Origin of the sequence: Escherichia sp. E14V7, assembly GCF_004212225.1 — a bacterium.
GTDB lineage: Bacteria > Pseudomonadota > Gammaproteobacteria > Enterobacterales > Enterobacteriaceae > Escherichia.
Genome location: NZ_RHJJ01000016.1, coordinates 95,033 through 116,382 on the forward strand (window position 1 = coordinate 95,033; position 21,350 = coordinate 116,382).

At 51.0% G+C, this 21,350-nt stretch carries 15 protein-coding genes and 1 pseudogene; 6 read left to right on the plus strand and 10 right to left on the minus strand.

Annotated elements, in window-relative coordinates:
* Positions 1-174: 174 nt before the first annotated feature.
* From aldB to D9741_RS18500, 8 genes are all read right to left on the minus strand, one after another.
* Entirely contained in the window at positions 175-1,713 is a 1,539-nt protein-coding gene (aldB, locus tag D9741_RS18465) for an aldehyde dehydrogenase AldB (RefSeq protein WP_000183976.1), read from the minus strand.
* 107 nt (positions 1,714-1,820) lie between these two features.
* Positions 1,821-3,116 (minus strand): Fic family protein, encoded by a 1,296-nt coding sequence (locus tag D9741_RS18470; RefSeq protein ID WP_130215218.1) that lies wholly within the window; start codon positions 3,114-3,116, stop codon positions 1,821-1,823.
* 119 nt (positions 3,117-3,235) lie between these two features.
* Positions 3,236-4,387 (minus strand): L-threonine dehydrogenase, encoded by a 1,152-nt coding sequence (gene yiaY, locus D9741_RS18475; protein WP_130215216.1) that lies wholly within the window; start codon positions 4,385-4,387, stop codon positions 3,236-3,238.
* Between the two features lie 189 nt (positions 4,388-4,576).
* A complete protein-coding gene (gene selB / locus D9741_RS18480) occupies positions 4,577-6,421 on the minus strand; it encodes a selenocysteine-specific translation elongation factor (protein WP_130215214.1) in 1,845 nt (614 codons plus the stop codon).
* Positions 6,418-7,809: an L-seryl-tRNA(Sec) selenium transferase gene (selA, locus tag D9741_RS18485; RefSeq protein ID WP_130215212.1), complete on the minus strand. Its 1,392-nt coding sequence runs from the start codon at positions 7,807-7,809 to the stop codon at positions 6,418-6,420. Before selA ends, selB begins: the two co-directional genes overlap by 4 nt.
* 97 nt (positions 7,810-7,906) lie before the next feature.
* Positions 7,907-8,515 (minus strand): glutathione S-transferase, encoded by a 609-nt coding sequence (locus D9741_RS18490; protein WP_130215210.1) that lies wholly within the window; start codon positions 8,513-8,515, stop codon positions 7,907-7,909.
* A 70-nt stretch (positions 8,516-8,585) separates the two neighbouring features.
* Positions 8,586-9,722 carry an HlyD family secretion protein gene (locus D9741_RS18495; RefSeq protein ID WP_000364939.1) on the minus strand — a complete coding sequence of 379 codons (1,137 nt, stop codon included), beginning with the start codon at positions 9,720-9,722 and terminating at the stop codon, positions 8,586-8,588.
* A gap of 2 nt (positions 9,723-9,724) precedes the next feature.
* Positions 9,725-10,087: a DUF3302 domain-containing protein gene (locus D9741_RS18500; RefSeq protein WP_130215208.1), complete on the minus strand. Its 363-nt coding sequence runs from the start codon at positions 10,085-10,087 to the stop codon at positions 9,725-9,727.
* A 535-nt stretch (positions 10,088-10,622) separates the two neighbouring features.
* Here D9741_RS18500 and mtlA point away from each other — a divergent pair.
* From mtlA to mtlR, 3 genes are all read left to right on the plus strand, one after another.
* Entirely contained in the window at positions 10,623-12,536 is a 1,914-nt protein-coding gene (mtlA, locus tag D9741_RS18505; protein WP_130215206.1) for a PTS mannitol transporter subunit IICBA, read from the plus strand.
* Between the two features lie 365 nt (positions 12,537-12,901).
* A complete protein-coding gene (gene mtlD / locus D9741_RS18510; protein WP_130206670.1) occupies positions 12,902-14,047 on the plus strand; it encodes a mannitol-1-phosphate 5-dehydrogenase in 1,146 nt (381 codons plus the stop codon).
* Positions 14,047-14,634: a mannitol operon repressor MtlR gene (gene mtlR, locus D9741_RS18515; protein WP_130215204.1), complete on the plus strand. Its 588-nt coding sequence runs from the start codon at positions 14,047-14,049 to the stop codon at positions 14,632-14,634. The genes mtlD and mtlR overlap by 1 nt, the downstream gene beginning before the upstream one ends.
* Positions 14,635-14,638: 4 nt before the next feature.
* Here the strand turns inward: mtlR and yibT are convergent, their stop codons facing one another.
* Positions 14,639-14,848 (minus strand): protein YibT, encoded by a 210-nt coding sequence (gene yibT / locus D9741_RS18520; RefSeq protein WP_130215337.1) that lies wholly within the window; start codon positions 14,846-14,848, stop codon positions 14,639-14,641.
* A 268-nt stretch (positions 14,849-15,116) separates the two neighbouring features.
* Here yibT and D9741_RS18525 point away from each other — a divergent pair, with 268 nt between their 5' ends.
* The 3 genes from D9741_RS18525 to D9741_RS18535 all read left to right on the plus strand — a co-directional run bounded on the left by D9741_RS18525 (position 15,117) and on the right by D9741_RS18535 (position 21,133).
* Entirely contained in the window at positions 15,117-15,479 is a 363-nt protein-coding gene (locus D9741_RS18525; RefSeq protein WP_096938243.1) for a YibL family ribosome-associated protein, read from the plus strand.
* A gap of 538 nt (positions 15,480-16,017) precedes the next feature.
* A complete protein-coding gene (locus D9741_RS18530) occupies positions 16,018-16,701 on the plus strand; it encodes a DUF3251 domain-containing protein (protein WP_130215202.1) in 684 nt (227 codons plus the stop codon).
* Between the two features lie 43 nt (positions 16,702-16,744).
* Positions 16,745-21,133, plus strand: coding sequence for a YadA-like family protein (locus tag D9741_RS18535; RefSeq protein ID WP_130215200.1), 4,389 nt, complete (start codon positions 16,745-16,747; stop codon positions 21,131-21,133).
* A gap of 80 nt (positions 21,134-21,213) precedes the next feature.
* Here D9741_RS18535 and D9741_RS23810 read toward each other — a convergent pair.
* Positions 21,214-21,328: pseudogene (locus D9741_RS23810) on the minus strand (hypothetical protein); the annotation flags it as partial.
* Positions 21,329-21,350 lie beyond the last annotated feature (22 nt).

The following is a 21,350-nucleotide window of genomic DNA, read 5'->3' on the forward strand; positions in this document are numbered from 1 at the left end:
GTCTGGGTTATTGCGCACGTAGGTTTAAAACGTAAATTGTAACAACGTGCGCTTTGTTTATGCCGGATGCGGCGTGTACGCCTTATCCGGCCTACGGTCAGGTCCCCGTAGGCATGATAAGACGCGTAAGCGTCGCATCAGGCAATGAATACCCGATGCGACCCGCTTTTCACATCAGAACAGCCCCAACGGTTTATCCGAGTAGCTCACCAGCAGACACTTGGTTTGCTGATAATGCTCCAGCATCATCTTATGGGTTTCGCGTCCGATGCCCGACTGTTTGTAGCCGCCAAACGCTGCGTGTGCCGGGTAAGCGTGATAACAGTTGGTCCACACGCGTCCGGCCTGAATGCCGCGCCCCATCTTATAGGCCAGATTGCCGTTACGACTCCAGACGCCTGCGCCCAGGCCATATTGTGTGTCGTTCGCCAGCTCCAGCGCCTCGTCCATCGTTTTGAAGGTGGTTACCGCCAGCACCGGGCCAAATATTTCTTCCTGGAAAACACGCATATTGTTCTGACCAAACAAAATAGTCGGTTCAAGGTAGTAACCGTCTTTCAGCTCGCCTTCCAGCAACTTGCGCCGCCCGCCGGTAAGCACATCTGCGCCCTCTTTTTTACCGATATCAATGTAATTGAGGATGGTTTCCAGTTGCCCGTGAGATACCTGCGCGCCCATTTGCGTCACGCTGTCGAGCGGGTTACCGCTACGAATACTTTCAACACGGCGGATGGCGCGTTCCATGAAGCGTTCGTAGATAGACTCCTGCACTAAAGCACGGCTTGGGCAGGTACAGACTTCGCCCTGGTTAAAAGCAAACAATGCAAAGCCTTCCAGCGCCTTATCGAAAAAGGCATCTTCTTCATCCATCACGTCAGCAAAGAAGATATTTGGCGATTTGCCGCCCAGCTCCAGGGTTACTGGAATAATGTTTTGCGTGGCGTACTGCATAATCTGCTGACCCACTTCCGTTGAGCCAGTAAATGCCACTTTGGCAATACGTTTTGAAGTCGCCAGATATTCGCCAATTTCGCCGCCCGCACCGTTGACCACGTTCACCACGCCCGGCGGCAGTAAATCACCGACAATTTCCATTAGCAGCAGTACAGAAAGCGGGGTAAGTCGTGCGGGTTTCAGCACCACGCAGTTGCCCGCCGCCAGCGCGGGAGCCATTTTCCAGCTCGCCATCAGCAGCGGGAAGTTCCACGGGATAATCTGCCCCACCACACCTAACGGTTCGTGGAAGTGATAAGCCACGGTTTCGCTATCAACTTCACTGATCCCGCCTTCCTGCGCCCGAATACACGAGGCGAAATAGCGGAAATGGTCAATCGCCAGCGGCACATCGGCAGCACTGGTTTCGCGAATGGGTTTGCCGTTATCCCAGGTTTCTGCCGTCGCTAACAGCTCGAGGTTCTGCTCCATCCGATCGGCAATCTTAAACAGAATCGCTGCGCGATCCTGCACCGAGGTATGCGCCCATTTATCTTTCACTTTATGCGCAGCATCCAGCGCCAGATCGATATCTCGTTTGCCCGAAGACGCCACTTCGCACAACAACTGCCCGGTTACCGGCGTCAGGTTCTGGTAATACTCGCCATCGGCGGGCGCGACCCACTCGCCGCCAATAAAGTTGTCATAGCGGGCTTTTAACTTGAGGGGGAAACCATACTCGCCGGGCTTAATCTGTGCTGAAGGGGGATTGTTGGTCATGATCGTCTCCTTGCGGTGTGAGGTATAACAAGGGTAGACGTGACTGGCGAAATCTTCGCCAGTCGGTAACAGCTTTACGACGGCTATCACGAATTTACTGGCAAGGACTACAGCGGGTAATGTGCGACGTACACTACTTGCTGGTCATTAATTTTCTTCTCTTGCGCAAATCCTTCTTTAACAATCGTCCGTAAATCAGTTCGCGCTGTATTATCAGAGACGCCCAGACTCGCGCTGGTTTCAGAAACTGTGTACTCTTTCCCCGGATTGGCGAGCATCACATTCAGAAGCGTCACCTGACGCGGATTCAGTCGCCTAAGCACACCAGAACTGAACAATAGGCGGTCAAGTTTTGCGCTTCGTTGCATAATTTCATCAATATGCTGCTGCCAGTTTTGCACAGCACGTTTAATGACACCCGCCTGATATTCAAGGAAATAAGTCAGATCCATACCATCTGATTCAGTGTACTGGTAGCTGGCGGCATATTTGACTGGTGCAACATGAAGCAAACGGCTGATGGAAATATATTTAAAGACATCGTAGCCCGATTTCAGCATATACCAGTAAAACAGCGCCCGACTGGTGCGCCCGTTGCCATCGCGAAACGGATGCTCATGGGCCAGCATAAAATGCAGAATGCAGGCGCGGACCAGCGGGTGAATATACCCTTCATGGCTGTTTAACCACTGGCAAACTTTTTCCAGTCGTTCCGGCAACAATGCCGCAGCGGGCGGTTGATGCACAATATTGCCGTCATAATCGGCGATCACGACATCATCTGTTTCACGAAATTCACCCGGACGATATTTCGCGTCATTTATTCCTCCCATACCAATAGCATGTAACTGACGTATAAGCGCTGGTGTAAGCTGTTCTGTCAGTAATTGCGGAATTTCCGCCATCAGCCGGGCATTTCCCGCAATCATATGCTCGTCTTCAGTGCGCGGCGCCCGCCCTGTTTCCAGCATTTTTCTCGCCACCAGCGTCGTGGTATTCGCACCTTCCAGTTGGGAACTGGTGATCGGCTCTTCCAGGCGTAACTGGCTTAACTCGGCGCCCGCCCCGCGTAACCGTTCAGTCTGATCTTTCAGCGCCAGCGCGGTGGCATGTTTGTCGACAAGCTCGCACGCTTCTGCAATCACTGGCGTAATGTTGAATCCGGCCTGCTCACCCGCTTCATTGCAATAATTGATTCGCTGGATCGCCGCGTTGCGCGCCAGTCGGGTAAGCGTCCACGCCACTTCAATGTTTTCCCCTTTTTTGATGCGGTACTGCAACTCATCAAAAGGCAGATAACGTCCTTTTTCATCGGTAACCCGGTTAAAGCGTAAGTGGGCCTGGAGTTCCTCACCCGATAAGTGTGATAAAGGAATCAGTCTGGGAGGTGATTTGATAGCCATTTGCTTATCTCAAAAAAGCGCAATATTGAGATAGTGTATAGCAGACTAAAGAAACTATCTCAAAAATCGCAAATTTTGAGATAGCGGCTGACAACACGCCAGCCGCAGGAGAATGGGGATTACATTGCAGCGCGATAAATCGCCACAATTTCTTCTTCAGTTGCCTGAATCGGGTTAGTAAAGCCACAAGCGTCTTTCAGGGCATTGCTTGCCAGCTCCGGGAAATCTTCTTCTTTAACGTTCAGGTCACGCAGACCTGCCGGGATATCCACTTTCTTCGCCAGGTCGCGAATCGCGTTAATACAGGCTTCTGCCCCTTCAGCATCATTTTTACCTGTGACGTTAACGCCCATCGCCGCGGCGCAGTCACGCAAACGTGATGCAACAACTTTGCTGTTATATAACTGCACGTGCGGCAGCAGAATGGCATTACAAACGCCGTGCGGCAGATCGTAAAAGCCACCTAACTGATGCGCCATCGCATGAACATAACCCAGAGAGGCGTTATTGAATGCCATACCTGCGAGGAACTGGGCATAAGCCATTGCTTCACGCGCTTTAGCGTTGCTGCCATCTTCGACGGCTAACGGTAGATTTTCTGCAATCATGGTCATTGCTTTCAGCGCGCAGGCATCCGTAATTGGCGTTGCCACAATAGACACATACGCTTCGATGGCATGAGTGAGAGCATCCATCCCGGTAGCTGCGGTCAGAGACTTAGGCATACCGATCATTAGCGAGGAATCATTAACCGAAAGCAGCGGGGTAACGTGCTTATCCACAATCGCCATTTTGATATGTCGCACTTCGTCGGTGATGATGCAAAAACGGGTCATTTCAGACGCTGTACCCGCCGTGGTATTAATGGCAATCATCGGCAACTGTGGTTTTGCAGAGCGGTCTACGCCTTCATAATCACGGATATCACCACCGTTAGCGGCTACCAGTGCAATACCTTTTGCGCAGTCGTGCGGAGAACCGCCGCCTAAGGAGATCACGCTGTCGCAGTTATTTTCCTTCAACATTTTCAAACCTTCTGCGACATTCTTCGTGGTCGGATTAGGTTGGGTACCCTCATAAATAATGCTAAAAATATTGCGGTCATATAAGGCTTTTTGTACCTCTCCCGCCATACCTAATTTCGCTAGCATACTGTCAGTAACAATTAATATACGGCGAAAACCATATTCCGCCATCATATTCAGCGCATCTTTTAAAGAATCTTCGCCAATGACATTAACAGAAGGAATAAAAAATGTAGAAGCTGCCATAACACACTCCAGAACGAGGATAAAAGGGCGGGCAGCTTACAGAGGATTTATATTTAAAAAGTTGATCGATATTATTCTTTTTAGAATCGTATATTAAAAAAAGCACATTAGACTCATGTTCTAATGCGCTTTTTCAAAATTTATAAGACTTTTAAAGTAATTCGCATTTAATATGAATTAATCATTATCTTATTTATGCGGAAATAATAATGCGTCACGCAATAAATGATCATTTCCCCGACGACGCGTAAAACCAATGCGGTCAAAATATTCCAGAATTTGAATTGCCAGTTTTCGACCAACACCTAAGCGATCGCGGAAATCTGCCGCACAGGTCGAGCCACACTCATGATCGAGATCGCGGATCATGTTGGCAAACTCGACAATCCGATCGTTACGGTAATAACGATCTTTAACGATCGCCGTAATTATCCCCTGCTGCGCCGCCTGCCGTAGTGTCAGGCGCATTGCCTGTTCGTCAGTTCCCGTCTCTTTTGCCAGATCACGCACCCACCACGGCTCGTTGCCAAACAGCGGTTCCACTTTTTGCCAGATTGCTTGCTGCTCTTCGCTAAATCCTGCTTTGTGGTCCGGCAGATGCAGCCAACCATGATGGCTGTGAATGTCGCCGCTTTCGCGCATCTTTTCAATCAGCAACAGCACCAGTGCTTCATCTTCCATCGGCAACGCCATGCGCCGCAGACGCTCGCGTCCTGGACCAGGTTCATCGCGATGTTGCTCATGATAAGTTGCTAATGTGTCGAGAATTTTACGTTGCCAGCGGGCGGCAACTGGAGCGTTCAACAAACTGTAACCCGCCTGAATATAGCCCGGCTGTTGCAGTAATTCGCGCATCCCTTCGCCGTTGAGCTGGCGCGCCCAGGCGAAATCCGCAAGGTTAACCGCTCCGCGTTCCAGATGAACAGATAACGCATCGGCATCGCTCTGCGCCCGTGCAAGAGACGCCAGCCATTGCAGATATTCCGGCTTACGTTTACCGCGACGCGGCGGGTTAAGCATCACCACACGCGCCCCCGCCAGCGTATTGCGGGCCGAGATATCGCGCAACACTAAGCGATCGTTATCCGCCAGCCACAGCGGCGTGTCGAACACCAGCTCGGCAAGGTTATCTTCCAGCAGCGAAACGCGTCCCGTAACGTGGCTGGCGGCGTGGTGAATATGCAGCGGCTGCCACTGGGTCAGCGGCGTATGGGTTTGAAGCTCGACAATCACCCGTGTGAACGGCTCTGGCGGCACATCGGCAAGCAGCCAGTCGCCACGGTTAATCTGCTCTTTTTCCGCATCACCCGCGATGTTAAGCGCGATACGCTGCCCGGCATGGGCGGTTTCAGTTGGCTGGTTTTGCGCATGCAGCGCACGTACACGCATCGGTTTATTTACACCCGTCAGCCATAGTGAATCGCCTACCTTCACTTCCCCGCTTAACGCCGTACCGGTGACCACCAGCCCGGCACCTTTTACGGTAAATGCGCGGTCGATCGCGAGGCGGAAACTATGTTGGCTGGCGTGTTCGCGTTCCGGCAACTGAAGCAGATGTTCGCGCAGGGCATCAATTCCCCGTCCTTCGGTCGCTGCGGTGATAAACAGTTTTGCCTCAGCAAAACCGTATTCCCGCAGCACCTCCTTTACCTGGCGTTCAACCTCATCAACACGCGCTTCGTCCACGCGATCGGCTTTAGTCAGGGCCACTGTCAGCATCGGGTTACCGGTAAGCTGCAAAATCGCCAGATGCTCACGGGTCTGTGCCATCACGCCGTCATCGCACGCCACCACCAGCAACGCGTGATCGATACCTCCGACGCCCGCCAGCATGTTGGAAAGAAACTTTTCATGACCGGGAACGTCGATAAAACCAGGCACGCGTCCATCTGGCTGCGGCCAGTAGGCATAGCCGAGATCGATGGTCATCCCACGCTTCTTTTCTTCCGGCAGACGGTCGGCATTTACGCCCGTAATCGCCTGCAATAAGGTTGTTTTGCCGTGGTCAACGTGTCCGGCAGTCGCAATAATCATTTCAACAACATCTCCAAAAACCGTTGCTCATCTTCAAGGCAGCGTAAATCCAGCCACAATCGTCCGTCATAAATACGACCAATCACCGGCACTGGCAATTCACGCCAGCGGGCGGCTAATGACTCAAGGTGACTACCGCGTCCGTCATGAGGCGTAAACGTCAACGCCGCGCTCGGCAGACGATCCACCGGCAGCGAACCACTGCCAATCTGCGAAAGGCATGGCATAACCTGTACCGCAAACTCCGCGCCATAGTGAGCGGCAAGGGGTGCCTGTAACCGTTGCGCCTGGATTTGAATGACCTCTGCGCTGCGGGTAAGCAGACGCAGGGTCGGTAATTTTTCACTCAGTGCTTCAGGGTGTAAATAAAGACGCAACGTGGCTTCCAGCGCCGCGAGAGTCATTTTATCTGCACGTAATGCACGCTTCAGCGGGTGGCTTTGCAGGCGGGCGATCATCTCTTTTTTACCAACAATAATTCCTGCCTGCGGCCCGCCTAACAGCTTGTCGCCAGAGAAGCTCACCAGACTGACACCCGCCGCAATCAACTCCTGCGGCATCGGCTCTTTTGGCAAACCATACTGACTGAGATCCACCAGCGAACCACTGCCTAAATCAGTCACCACGGGAACATCCAGTTCTTTGCCGAGCGCCACCAGTTCCGCTTCGTCTATCGCTTTGGTGAAGCCTTGAATGCTGTAATTACTGGTATGCACCTTCATCAGCAGCGCGGTATTTTCATTCACTGCCTGACGATAATCATTCGCGTGCGTGCGGTTGGTGGTCCCCACTTCGTGTAGGGTGCAGCTCGCCTGGCGCATGACGTCAGGAATACGAAACGCGCCGCCAATCTCCACCAGTTCGCCGCGAGAAACCACCACTTCTTTACCACTGGCAGTTGCTGCCAACATCAGCAGCACCGCCGCCGCATTGTTATTGACGATACAGGCATCTTCTGCGCCGGTGATGCGACATAACAACTGCGCCAGCGCACGATCGCGATGTCCGCGTCCGGCGTCATCCAGATCATATTCCAGCGTCACCGGCAAACGCATAACTTGCGTAACAGCCTCAACCGCCGCTTCCGCCTGCAATGCCCGCCCAAGGTTCGTATGCAGCACGGTTCCCGTCAGGTTGATCACCGGACGCAGCGCGCTCTGCGCCTCTTTCGCCAGACGAGCATCAACCTCTTGCGCCCAGTTTTCACACCATGCAGGCAGCGACTGGCTGTCACGAATCATTTCCCGCGCTTCGTCGAGCATCTGACGCAGCAACTCCACGACACGGGTATGGCCATAAGTATCACGCAAAGAAAGGAAAGAACTATCACGCAATAAGCGATCGATAGCTGGAAGCTGACTATAGAGGGAACGCGTTTCGGTTGTCATAGGAAACCAGGCTCATCAAGGCCCTCTCGCACGGAGAAGGGCGTTTAACATAACCACGGATTGTAACGTGAGATGGGTCAGGAGGACATATCGCGCATCAAGCCTTTGGCGGTTCGGTGCGAGCGAAGCTTTCGCGGCTAAAGAGATTCTCGACCAGTTTGACTAAGTGTGGGCGGTCGACACACCAACCTGGCGCAACGCGGCGGAAATTGAGATATCCAACGGCACAGGCAATGGCGATAGTCGCCAGATTGACCGTATCGGTTTTGAGCGTGCCATCGACCAGATATCCTTCCAGCACATCCAGGCTGCGGTTGATTTTCTCCCGCTGGCGTAACAATTCATCTTCAGACTGCTGCGCCGCCGGACGCGCCTGTTCACGCACCGACACCAGCCCGGCATCCATAATGCCGTCGGCCAGCGCCTCAATTTTGCGCACTCGCAACGACTCCAAAGGGTCGCGAGGCAACATCGCCGGAGCGACATTCATTAATTCAATATATTCAGCGATGATCGGCGAATCAAACCAGCATTCGCCATCTTCGGTCACCAGCACCGGCACTTTCCCTAACGGGTTAAATTGCGCCACGCCATTGTCCGCGTTATAGGGCAGTTCATTAATAAATTCGAAAGTTACGCCCTTTTCTAACAACAGAATAGAAAGTTTGCGTACAAACGGGCTGGTGTAGCTACCGACGAGTTTCATGCCGAGTCCTTTGTGCGAGGAAAAATATCAGTATGGCCCAGGCTCACGCAAAACACAGGTGATATAAGTCTCAATGATCCAAATAAAGATAATGCATCCAACTGGTCATTCTTAGCAGTACCTTCCGCATCACCGAAACATGGCTGAAATGGTCGGAGTAAACTGCCACCTGGGCGTAGATGCCGTCGGGTAAGGCATCGATATCATCGTTAGGGTCCAGTTCAATGGTTCCCAGCACACCGTCCGTGCCGGGCACGACCGTTAATGATTGCAGTACCCCCTGCGCCTGATACGAACCGCCTGGCACGACAGGTAAAATACTGGTCAGTTTGCCGTGGAACACCTGCCCAGGTAGCGCGTTAAACACTACTTCCGCATCATCGCCGGGTTTCAGACGTAACAGCGAGTTTTGCCGAAATTGGGCGACAATTTGCCGTTTTTGCTCGGGGATGAAGACCATCACCGGACGCAGCGGCAAGGCAGCTGCGTATGTACCTGGGCGGATCAGTACCTGAGTAACGTAGCCATTGCTTGGCGCGCGAATGACGGTCTGCTCAAGGTTATATTTTGCTTCAGTAAGTTGCGCTCTTAAGCTCACAATCTGCGATTGCTCACCGTTGACCATGCTGTCGAGCTGGCTCTGGATCTGCGCCTGCTCCGCCACCGAGCCTTTCACTAACGCATCCTGCGCGAGAAAATTCTGCCGCGCATCGTCGATGTCACGTTCCGAGAACGGATTCACTGCCGCCTGGCTGCCTTTCAGGTAGCGTTGATAATTTTTAAACAGCCGATCGCGCTCCGCTGAAACCTGAGTGGTGTTAGCCTGCGCTTCAGTGAGCTGCGCCCGCAGCGTTTTGATGTTATGCGTCGCCGTCATCAGATCAGCCTGAAGTCTGTCTACTCGCGCCTGGTAACGTACCGGGTCGAGCTTAAAAAGCACCTCGCCCTTCTGAATAAGCTGATTATTTTTATCGGTGACTTCAGTCACGATCCCCGTCACCTGTGGCGTAATGGGGATAGCTATCACCGCCTTTTGCGCCGTAAAAGTGTAAGGATGGTTGTAGTTCATCAACAAAATCAGACCACTCACCAAAAACACACCGCCGAGCGCCGCCGTCGCCAGCGTCCACTGATTCACCGGAATGCGGAAGATTTTAAATACTGCCCACGCCAGCGCCACGTAAGTTAAGACAATCAACAGATCCATGATTAGATCTCCGGAAACGTGGAGTAGTCAGGTTTTTTCTCGGCGGCGAGTTGATGTTCCAGCCGGGAGATACGGTCAGAAAGCGCAGCGATGTCCGGGTCAGGCGCCCTCTCTTGCGGCGTAGTATGCGACTGCATGCCCCAGCCGCGCTCTGGCTGGTAGAGCGTCGCCCAGATCCACAGGAACGGCCAGATAACATGTAGAGTAAACAGGCTCACCCAGCCCGCCGTATGAATAGCATCGGCATGGGGATGATTACGCTTTTTGGCAATCAGATAAGGGATGTCATGAATCGCGATGATTCCATAAAAAATCACCAGAAAGACGAAGATCAGCACTCCCAACGCGAAATAGTTTAGAAACATAGCTGCCTCGAATTCACGCTTATCAGAGTTGTTATGGGCTGGCAGCCAGAGGGGAGTCAGGCTGATTATTTGACAATAATCCGGGTTTGCGATTCTCGCCATAACACCGAAGAATAATTTTTAGATGTGATGAGTTGCTTAGTTACATAACGAATTTATGACTAAGAAATAACATGCTGTAGATCACATCAGGTGAACACCGTAAGAAAATATCTTGTGATTCAGATCACAAAGATTCAACAAACCGTCAAAATAAAAATGTGACATTACTCACATTTAAATGCCATTTTTAGCGAAAATCACCGCCTTGTTGCTTTTTTACACAAGCATTTTGTGATGAACATCACGTCAATTACCTCTCTACCCCCTATATTTATGTGACTAACATCACACAAAAGGCCATCAACTGGACAGTTAACCGATTCAGTGCCAGATTTCGCAGTATCTACAAGGTCCGGCTACCTCTGCCGCCACATTAACAAAAAACCTCGGGCTTCCAGCCTGCGCGACAGCAAACATAAGAAGGGGTGTTTTTATGTCATCCGATATTAAGATCAAAGTGCAAAGCTTTGGTCGTTTCCTCAGCAACATGGTGATGCCGAATATCGGCGCGTTTATCGCGTGGGGTATCATCACCGCGTTATTTATTCCAACAGGGTGGTTACCGAACGAAACGCTGGCGAAGCTGGTCGGGCCGATGATCACCTATCTCCTGCCGCTGCTGATCGGTTATACCGGTGGTAAGCTGGTAGGCGGCGAACGTGGCGGCGTAGTCGGTGCCATCACCACCATGGGCGTTATCGTCGGCGCAGATATGCCGATGTTCCTCGGTTCTATGATTGCAGGTCCGCTGGGTGGCTGGTGCATTAAGCATTTCGACCGCTGGGTAGACGGTAAAATCAAATCCGGTTTTGAGATGCTGGTGAACAACTTCTCTGCCGGTATCATGGGGATGATCCTCGCTATTCTGGCATTCATGGGGATTGGTCCGCTGGTTGAAGCCCTGTCCAAAATGCTGGCTGCGGGCGTTAACTTCATGGTTGTCCATGACATGCTGCCGCTGGCGTCCATCTTTGTTGAGCCAGCGAAAATCCTGTTCCTCAACAACGCCATTAACCACGGTATCTTCTCGCCGCTGGGTATTCAGCAGTCCCATGAACTGGGTAAATCCATATTCTTCCTGATTGAAGCTAACCCAGGTCCAGGTATGGGCGTGCTGCTGGCGTACATGTTCTTTGGTCGTGGTAGCGCTAAACAGTCTGCGGGCGGTGCGGCAATCATCCACTTCCTGGGTGGTATCCACGAAATTTACTTCCCGTATGTGTTGATGAATCCGCGTCTGATTCTGGCCGTTATCCTCGGCGGTATGACTGGCGTGTTCACGCTGACTATTCTGGGCGGTGGTCTGGTTTCTCCGGCATCTCCGGGTTCTATCCTCGCGGTACTGGCGATGACGCCAAAAGGTGCTTACTTCGCTAACATCGCGGGTGTGTGTGCGGCGATGGCAGTGTCCTTCGTTGTCTCTGCCATTCTGCTGAAAACCAGCAAAGTAAAAGAAGAAGATGATATTGAAGCTGCAGCACGTCGCGTTCAGGAAATGAAAGCTGAGTCTAAAGGCGCGTCTCCGCTGTCTGCTGGCGATGTGACTAACGACCTGAGCCACGTACGTAAAATCATCGTTGCCTGTGACGCCGGTATGGGTTCCAGTGCGATGGGCGCAGGTGTGCTGCGTAAGAAAATTCAGGATGCAGGTCTGTCGCAGATTTCAGTTACCAACAGCGCGATCAACAACCTGCCGCCGGATGTGGACCTGGTCATCACTCACCGTGATCTGACCGAACGCGCTATGCGCCAGGTTCCGCAAGCACAGCATATTTCGCTGACTAACTTCCTCGACAGCGGCCTGTACACCAGCCTGACCGAACGTCTGGTTGCTGCCCAGCGCCACACGGCAAACGAAGAGAAAGTAAAAGACAGCCTGAAAGACAGCTTTGATGATTCTAACGCCAACCTGTTCAAACTGGGCGCGGAGAACATCTTCCTCGGTCGCAAAGCGGCCACCAAAGAAGAAGCGATTCGTTTTGCTGGCGAACAGCTGGTGAAAGGCGGTTATGTTGAGCCGGAATACGTACAGGCGATGCTGGACCGTGAAAAACTGACCCCGACTTATCTGGGTGAGTCTATCGCAGTGCCGCACGGTACGGTTGAAGCGAAAGATCGCGTGCTGAAAACGGGCGTGGTGTTCTGCCAGTACCCGGAAGGCGTGCGCTTCGGTGAAGAAGAAGATGACATTGCCCGTCTGGTGATTGGTATTGCAGCCCGTAACAACGAGCACATTCAGGTTATCACCAGCCTGACCAACGCACTGGATGATGAGTCTGTCATCGAGCGTCTGGCACACACCACCAGCGTGGATGAAGTGCTGGAACTGCTGGCAGGTCGTAAGTAATCCAGGCCCACCCTCTCCACATGGAGACGGTGGGGCTGATTACCTGATGCGCTTCGTTTATCAGGCCTACAAAACAAAGCGCAGTTTGTTGAATTTGCACATTCTTGTAGGCCGGATAAGGCGTTTACGCCGCATCCGGCACTGCCTCCTCTCCACATGGAGAAGGTGGGGCTGATTGCCTGATGCGCTTCGCTTATCAGGCCTACAAAACAAAGCGCAGTTTGTTGAATTTGCACATTCTTGTAGGCCGGATAAGGCGTTTACGCCGCATCCGGCGCTGCCCCTCTCCACATGGAGAGGGTTTGGGTGAGGGAAATGCCTCACCCCAGCCCTCTCGGGTAAAAACATTGATGAAGGTTAATACTATGAAAGCATTACATTTTGGCGCAGGTAATATCGGTCGTGGCTTTATCGGTAAACTGCTGGCAGACGCGGGTATCCAACTGACGTTTGCCGATGTAAATCAGGTGGTGCTTGATGCCCTGAATGCCCGTCATAGCTATCAGGTTCATGTGGTCGGCGAAACCGAGCAGGTGGATACCGTTTCCGGTGTAAATGCCGTCAGCAGCATTGGTGATGATGTCGTTGATCTGATTGCTCAGGTTGATTTAGTCACTACCGCCGTTGGCCCGGTCGTGCTGGAACGTATAGCTCCTGCCATCGCTAAAGGGCTGGTGAAACGTAAAGAACAAGGTAATGAATCCCCGCTGAACATCATCGCCTGTGAAAACATGGTACGCGGCACCACGCAGCTGAAAGGCCATGTGATGAACGCCCTGCCGGAAGATGCCAAAGCGTGGGTAGAAGAGCATGTTGGCTTTGTCGATTCCGCCGTTGACCGCATCGTACCGCCTTCCGCTTCAGCAACTAACGATCCGCTGGAAGTCACGGTAGAAACCTTCAGCGAATGGATTGTTGATAAAACCCAGTTCAAAGGCACACTACCGAACATCCCAGGTATGGAATTAACAGACAACCTGATGGCATTTGTCGAGCGTAAACTCTTCACCCTGAACACAGGTCATGCTATAACCGCGTACCTCGGAAAACTGGCGGGCCATCAGACCATTCGTGATGCAATTCTCGACGAGAAAATCCGTGCAGTGGTAAAAGGTGCGATGGAAGAAAGCGGCGCTGTGCTGATCAAGCGCTATGGCTTTGATGCTGACAAACATGCAGCGTACATCCAGAAAATCCTCGGTCGTTTTGAAAATCCGTATCTGAAGGATGATGTGGAGCGTGTAGGGCGTCAGCCACTGCGCAAACTGAGCGCTGGCGATCGTCTGGTAAAACCGCTGTTGGGTACGCTGGAGTACGGTTTGCCGCACAAAAACCTGATTGAAGGTATCGCCGCTGCAATGCACTTCCGTAGTGAAGATGATCCGCAGGCGCAGGAACTGGCGGCGCTGATTACCGAGAAAGGCCCGCAGGAAGCGCTGGCGCAAATTTCCGGGCTTGATGCTAACAGCGAGGTAGTCGCCGAAGCAGTCACGGCTTATAACGCAAAATAATGGTAGACCAGGCGCAGAAAACCCTGCGCCTGAACAACAGATTGTCAGATATGCAGGCAACAATGGAACAAACCCAGGCCTTTGAAAACCGTGTGCTTGAGCGTCTGAATGCTGGCAAAACCGTGCGAAGCTTTTTGATCACCGCCGTTGATCTCCTGACTGAGGCGGTGAATCTTCTGGTGCTTCAGGTATTCCGCAAAGACGATTACGCGGTGAAGTATGCTGTAGAACCGTTACTCGACGGCGATGGTCCGCTGGGCGACCTTTCCGTGCGCTTAAAGCTGATTTATGGGCTTGGCGTGATTAGCCGCAACGAATATGAAGATGCGGAACTCTTGATGGCGCTACGTGAAGAGCTGAATCACGACGGTAACGAGTACGCCTTTACCGATGATGAAATTATTGGGCCATTTGGCGAGCTGCACTGCGTGGCGGCGATCCCTCCGCCGCCACAATTTGAACCAACGGATTCCAGTTTGTACGCGATGCAAGTTCAGCGTTACCAACAAGCTGTGCGATCAACAATGGTCCTTTCACTGACAGAGCTGATTTCCAAAATCAGCTTAAAAAAAGCCTTTCAAAAGTAAGCGATTACTGCTTCTCAACCTGCTTCGGCTGATAAAGTCGGCGATAATATTCCAGACGCTGGAGATATAACGGCACGCTTTCCTCAGGTATATCGGACGGAATCGCGTTACGCGGGGGAAGTTTATTCAGATACTCCCGAAACGCCTGGCTTGATGCCATGAAATCTACGGCTTTATCGATAAAAAGCGGAACGTTTTCGCCTATTTTGCCCATCATAATATCTCCGTATTACCCCGCGCCGGGAATGCGCGGCCGCCAATTTTAGTTTAGATCCCGATCTGAATGACATTAAGGAAAACGTGCGAAATCCACAACGCCCTCCCCTAACAACTCAATATATTTTTGTTAATCAATAGATTACTTAATTTCTGAACACAAAGTTTGTTGCCCAACAAAACTATTACAACACCATCAGTTGTGAACAAAGCACCCCGTCGCGCATACTAGGGGCTATAAATTTATCTTTATCAGAAGCCATCACATGAAAGAAGTCGAAAAAAACGAAATCAAACGTCTCAGCGATCGCCTGGACGCCATCCGCCACCAGCAGGCTGACCTGTCACTGGTTGAAGCCGCAGACAAATATGCCGAGCTGGAAAAAGAGAAAACCACGCTGGAAGCTGAAATTGCGCGTCTGCGCGAAGTTCATAGCCAGAAACTCAGTAAAGAAGCGCAAAAGCTGATGAAGATGCCATTCCAGCGTGCGATTACCAAAAAAGAGCAAGCTGATATGGGCAAACTGAAGAAGAGCGTTCGCGGACTGGTCGTTGTGCACCCGATGACCGCACTGGGCCGTGAAATGGGCCTGCAAGAGATGACAGGGTTCTCAAAGACGGCGTTTTAAGTTCCCTTCAGCGCCATGTAACCACTGTTCCCACATTTCTACAGGCTCTTGCTGGCATATGCAGGAGCCTGTTTCAAATACCAAACATTCTTACCATTGCATGCTCCATGTTGCCCGATTGCTTGCATAAGCGTCGCAAGTCAAATTCTGAAAATATGTTGCGTAATAAAAGCGCTATATATAAATATTAAATATGATTATTCATGTATCAATGCTTAATTATTTATATTTCTCAACAAGAATCACATTTATTTTCCCAAAACATCCACCATACAAATATTAACGTCTTACCCTCCTCACTTTTACTCCGTTAACCATTTGACATTGATTGACACCGATCATTAAAATTCGCACGATTTACTCATTATCATCGACAAACCTAAACAATTTGACATTTAATAACACATTCTCAATGCCCATTAACTCAAAAATTCTCTCATATATTTTTATTGTGAATGTAAAACATTAAATCATTCATATAAAAAATAATTATATCGTAGTCATCAACGCATCAGGATTATGAAAAGGAATTCATCCTATGAGCATAAAAAAAGCACTATTAAGCATGTTAACAATATCATCACTCTGCGCATTAACGGGGTGTGACTATATTGAAAAAGTAAACTCAATCGACCAGTTTGCCAAACAGCAAGCGTTGCAACAAAGTCAAATAGACGCGCTAAAAAAGCAGCAAGAACAATATAAAAGTAAAATTGAACTTTTTGAAAAACAACAAAATAGCATCATAACCAGTACCCAAACGCTTGCCAGCGTCGTGAAATCAGTCAAGGACAAGCAGGATGAGTTTATCTTCACTGAATTTAACCCAGCACAAACACAATACTTCATTTTAAATAACGGCTCAGTCGGTTTAGCAGGACGCATATTGTCTATTGATGCCGTGGAAAATGGCAGCATCATTCGTATTTCACTGGTCAACTTATTAAGCGTTCCCGTATCTAATATTGGTTTTCATGCCACGTGGGGAAATGAAAAACCTGCTGATACTAAAAACTTAGCCAAATGGCAACAATTGCTTTTCAGCACCTCAATGAACTCCTCACTGAAATTATTACCAGGTCAATGGCAAGACATTAACCTGACGCTGAAAGGCGTATCACCCAATAATCTGAAATACCTGAAACTCGTCATCAATATGGCAAATCTTCAGTTCGACGACCTTCACTCTGCTGCATCTCAGCAGCGAAAAAGCAAAAAATAAATGCAGCTTCTGCGCTTATATCAAGGAATAGAGAGCATCAATAATGAACAAAATATTTAAAGTTATCTGGAATCCGGCAACGGGCAGTTACAGCGTTGCCAGCGAAACGGCAAAAAGCCGTGGCAAGAAATCCGGGCGCAGTAAGCTGTTAATTTCTGCTGTGGTTGCGGGTGGGTTGTTGTCGCCATTTGCATATGCAGATAATGCAACTGGTACTCCTGTTGTACCAACAGGTCATAATAGTGGTAATGGATGGGTGGCTATCGGGGAAGGCTCAACAGCAAGCCAGCACACAGGTCTCGACGGTGCATCGACTGCTATAGGGAATCTTGCCAGCGCTTTGGGTAAATATAGTACGTCAATAGGTGCCAGAAGTTCTGCTGACGGCGATGCGTCAACAGCGTTGGGGGTTAACGCTAAAGCTACTGGCAATAGAGGTACAGCTATAGGGGCGTCGGCCAAAGCTGAGGGCCAGTACTCTATGGCGATGGGTGTATTGTCACTGGCGAAAGGTGATTATGCCTCAGCATTCGGCTTTGACAACGACGCGATAGGCGAAAAAAGCCTTGCATTAGGTTACAAAAGTTCCAGTTCTGCACAATATAGTGTCGCCATAGGTGCAGACGCCAGTGCAGAAGGCGTTGATGCGATTGCCGCAGGTCGTGAGAGTGAAGCTAAAGGCACAGACAGCCTGGCATTAGGCAGAAACTCCCTCGCCAGCGCAGCGAACGCTATTGCAATTGGTGCAGACAGCGAAGCTGGTGAAAATGCGACGGCGGTTGGCTTTAACGCGGATGCGACAGGGAAATCCAGCCTGGCGCTGGGAGACAATGCCAGTGCTGGAGAAACCAACTCCATCGCTATAGGTCAAAACAGCAGAGCAACCAAAGTTGGTTCAATTGCACTGGGCAGTGGCAGCACTTCAGCGGGTGAGAACGCCATTGCACTGGGCAACGACAGTAACGCGGGGGGCAAAAGCAGCCTTGCTTTCGGTGTTGGCGCCAGCGCAAATGGTGATAACGCAGTCGCCATTGGTGCAAATTCCATAGCTGATGCAGACAATACTGTATCTGTAGGTAGCCTCGGTTCAGAGCGCAAAATAGTCAATATGGGTAAAGGTGACATCAATAAAGACAGCACCGATGCCATTAACGGATCACAACTTTATGCCATCAGTAAGTCTGTTTCTGACAGACTCGGAGGATTTCATGCTGATCCTAATAATGTTATAAACTCTGACGGGACGCTTAAAGCCCCCACATATTATCTACAAAGCGGCCAGTACAATAACGTGGGAGAGGCTCTCCAGGGCATCGATAATAACACGTTACACTGGGACGAAAAAAACAAGAAATACAGCGCCAGCCATACCACCTTTAATACCGATGGCTCAAAGAAAAACTCCCTGGCACAAAGCGTCATTACTGACGTCGCTGATGGTCTGATTAGTGAAGACAGCTTTGAGGCCGTGAACGGCTCGCAGTTGTATGACCTGAAGCAAGACTCTCTGCTCTGGGATTCCAATGCTGGCGCATTCAGTGCGGCTCATGGTGATCCAAGTACGGTCAGCAAAATTACCAACCTCGATGCTGGAACGATATCCTCAACCAGCACCGACGCCATTAATGGTACACAACTCCAAAGCACTGCGAAAACCATTACGTCCTATTTGGGCGGCGGCGCAACAATGAGTGATACGGGTGTATTTGCTGCACCAACCTATAACATTGGTGGTCAGGAATACCACAACGTTGGCGGCGCTCTGGAGGCGCTTGAGGACGATGCCCTGTTCTGGGATGCAACCGCTAAATCCAATGCTGGCGCATTCAGTGCAGGACATGGAAAAGACAACTCTCCGAGCATTATTACCAACGTCGCTAATGGAGCAGTATCATCAACCAGCACTGACGCGGTTAACGGTTCACAACTGAATACCACCAATAACAACGTCAGCGCCCTGACCACCACTGTCGAAGGTATCGACGGCACAGTGGATAGCCACACCCTGAGCATTGATGCACTTGAAGACGACGCGCTGCAGTGGGATAGTTCTTCCTTCAGCGCCAAACACGGCCCTAACGGTACTGACAGCAAAATCACCAACTTATTGGCAGGTACCGTATCTTCCACCAGCACCGATGCCATTAATGGCTCACAACTTTATAGTTTAGCTGATTCCTTTACGACCTATCTTGGCGGTGGTGCCGATATCAGCGATACGGGCGAATTAACCGGACCAACCTACACTATTGGTGGTAAGCCCTACACTAACGTCGGTGCTGCACTGGAAGCCATTAACACGTCATTTAGCGCTTCGCTCGGTGATGCTCTGCTCTGGGATACTACCGCCAATAAATTCAGCGCCAAACACGGTGGCACCGCCAGCGTCATTACTGACGTCGCAGATGGTGTAGTTTCTAATAACAGCAGCGATGCCATTAACGGTTCGCAACTCTACGACACCAATAAGTACATTGCTGATGCCCTGGGGGGTAACGCAAAAGTTAACGCTGACGGTTCTATCGCTGCGCCAACTTATACAATCGCGGGTGGAAGTTACAACAACGTCGGTGAAGCTCTGGATGCGCTCGATGATAATGCCCTGCTGTGGGATGACGCTGCGGGTGCCTACAGCGCCAACCATAAAGGCAACGCCAGCAAAATCACCAATGTGGCTGATGGTCTGATTGAAGCGGGTAGCACCGACGCCGTCAACGGTTCCCAACTGAATGCCGCTAACCTGCTGATCGAGCAGAATAGCCAAATCATCAATCAGCTTGCCGGAAACACCGACACGACGTACATCGCAGAGAATGGTGCAGGTATTAACTATGTGCGTACCAACGACGACGGCTTAGCGTTCAACGACGCCAGCGCCTCTGGTATTGGTGCTACCGCAGTAGGCTATAACGCTGTTGCCTCTGGTGCCAGCAGTGTAGCTATTGGTCAGGACAGCATCAGCGAAGTTGACACGGGTATCGCCCTGGGTAGCAGCTCTGTTTCCGACCGTGTAATTGTTAAAGGTTCTCGTAACACCAGCGTAACGGAAAATGGCGTAGAGATTGGCTACGACACCACTGACGGTGAATTACTCGGCGCATTGTCGATTGGTGATGATGGCAAGTACCGTCAAATCATCAACGTAGCCGATGGTTCCGAAGCCCATGACGCCGTTACGGTTCGCCAGTTGCAGAATGCCATTGGTGCAGTCGCTACCACGCCGACCAAATACTTCCACGCTAACTCAACGGCTGAAGATTCACTGGCAGTCGGTGAAGACTCGCTGGCAATGGGTGCGAAAACCATCGTTAATGGTAACGCCGGTATTGGTATCGGCTTGAACACTCTGGTTCTGGCAGATGCGATCAACGGTATTGCTATCGGCAGTAACGCACGCGCAAACCATGCAAACAGTATTGCAATGGGTAATGGTTCTCAGACTACCCGTGGCGCGCAGACTGGCTACACCGGTTACAACATGGATGCACCGCAGAACTCTGTGGGCGAATTCTCTGTGGGCAGCGAAGACGGTCAACGTCAGATTACCAACGTCGCAGCAGGTTCAGCGGATACCGATGCGGTTAACGTTGGGCAGCTGAAAGTCACCGACGAGCGTGTGGCGCAAAACACCCAGAGCATTACTAACCTGAATACCCAGGTCACGAATCTGGATACACGCGTCACCAATATCGAAAACGGTATTGGCGATATCGTGACTACCGGTAGCACCAAATACTTCAAGACCAACACGACAGGTGTTGATGCCAACGCGCAGGGTCAAGATAGTGTCGCGATTGGTTCCGGTTCCATTGCTGCCGCTGATAACAGCGTCGCACTGGGTACGGGTTCCGTGGCAGATGAAGAAAATACGATCTCTGTCGGTTCTTCTACCAATCAGCGTCGTATCACCAACGTAGCCGCCGGTAAAAATGCTACCGACGCCGTTAACGTTGCGCAGTTGAAATCTTCTGAAGCGGGTGGCGTGCGCTACGACACCAAATCTGACGGTTCTGTTGACTACAGCAGCATTACCCTCGGTGGTGGCAGTGGCGGTACGACTCGTATCAGCAACGTTTCCGCTGGCGTGAACAACAACGACGCGGTGAACTACGCGCAGTTGAAACAAAGCGTGCAGGAAACGAAGCAATACACCGATCAGCGCATGGTTGAGATGGATAACAAACTGTCCAAAACCGAAAGCAAGTTGAGCGGTGGTATCGCTTCCGCAATGGCGATGACCGGTCTGCCGCAGGCTTACACGCCGGGTGCCAGCATGGCCTCTATTGGTGGCGGTACTTACAACGGTGAATCAGCTGTTGCTTTAGGTGTGTCGATGGTTAGCGCCAATGGTCGTTGGGTCTACAAATTACAAGGTAGTACCAATAGCCAGGGTGAATACTCCGCCGCACTCGGTGCCGGTATTCAGTGGTAATCATCCATTAACGAATGGGTAAACGCCAAATTGCCTGATGCGTTACGCGCATCAGGCCTACAGGAGGATGCTGCACATTCCTGTAGGCCGGATAAGGCGTTCACGCCGCATCCGGCAATGGTGACAAATGCCTGATGCGACGCTTGCGCGTCTTATCAGGCCTACAAATTCTCGCGCCATCCGTAGGCCGGATAAGCGCACCGGGTCAACAATCTAA

Bases quoted from the DNA above. Each gene is read 5' to 3' on its own strand.
- mtlD (WP_130206670.1), top strand. From the start codon at position 12,902: ATGAAAGCATTACATTTTGGCGCAGGTAATATCGGTCGTGGCTTTATC.
- D9741_RS18500 (WP_130215208.1), bottom strand. From the start codon at position 10,087: ATGTTTCTAAACTATTTCGCGTTGGGAGTGCTGATCTTCGTCTTTCTG.
- selB (WP_130215214.1), bottom strand. From the start codon at position 6,421: ATGATTATTGCGACTGCCGGACACGTTGACCACGGCAAAACAACCTTA.
- D9741_RS18490 (WP_130215210.1), bottom strand. From the start codon at position 8,515: ATGAAACTCGTCGGTAGCTACACCAGCCCGTTTGTACGCAAACTTTCT.
- mtlA (WP_130215206.1), top strand. From the start codon at position 10,623: ATGTCATCCGATATTAAGATCAAAGTGCAAAGCTTTGGTCGTTTCCTC.
- D9741_RS18470 (WP_130215218.1), bottom strand. From the start codon at position 3,116: ATGGCTATCAAATCACCTCCCAGACTGATTCCTTTATCACACTTATCG.
- D9741_RS18495 (WP_000364939.1), bottom strand. From the start codon at position 9,722: ATGGATCTGTTGATTGTCTTAACTTACGTGGCGCTGGCGTGGGCAGTA.
- selA (WP_130215212.1), bottom strand. From the start codon at position 7,809: ATGACAACCGAAACGCGTTCCCTCTATAGTCAGCTTCCAGCTATCGAT.
- yiaY (WP_130215216.1), bottom strand. From the start codon at position 4,387: ATGGCAGCTTCTACATTTTTTATTCCTTCTGTTAATGTCATTGGCGAA.
- D9741_RS18525 (WP_096938243.1), top strand. From the start codon at position 15,117: ATGAAAGAAGTCGAAAAAAACGAAATCAAACGTCTCAGCGATCGCCTG.
- D9741_RS18535 (WP_130215200.1), top strand. From the start codon at position 16,745: ATGAACAAAATATTTAAAGTTATCTGGAATCCGGCAACGGGCAGTTAC.
- D9741_RS18530 (WP_130215202.1), top strand. From the start codon at position 16,018: ATGAGCATAAAAAAAGCACTATTAAGCATGTTAACAATATCATCACTC.
- aldB (WP_000183976.1), bottom strand. From the start codon at position 1,713: ATGACCAACAATCCCCCTTCAGCACAGATTAAGCCCGGCGAGTATGGT.
- mtlR (WP_130215204.1), top strand. From the start codon at position 14,047: ATGGTAGACCAGGCGCAGAAAACCCTGCGCCTGAACAACAGATTGTCA.
- yibT (WP_130215337.1), bottom strand. From the start codon at position 14,848: ATGGGCAAAATAGGCGAAAACGTTCCGCTTTTTATCGATAAAGCCGTA.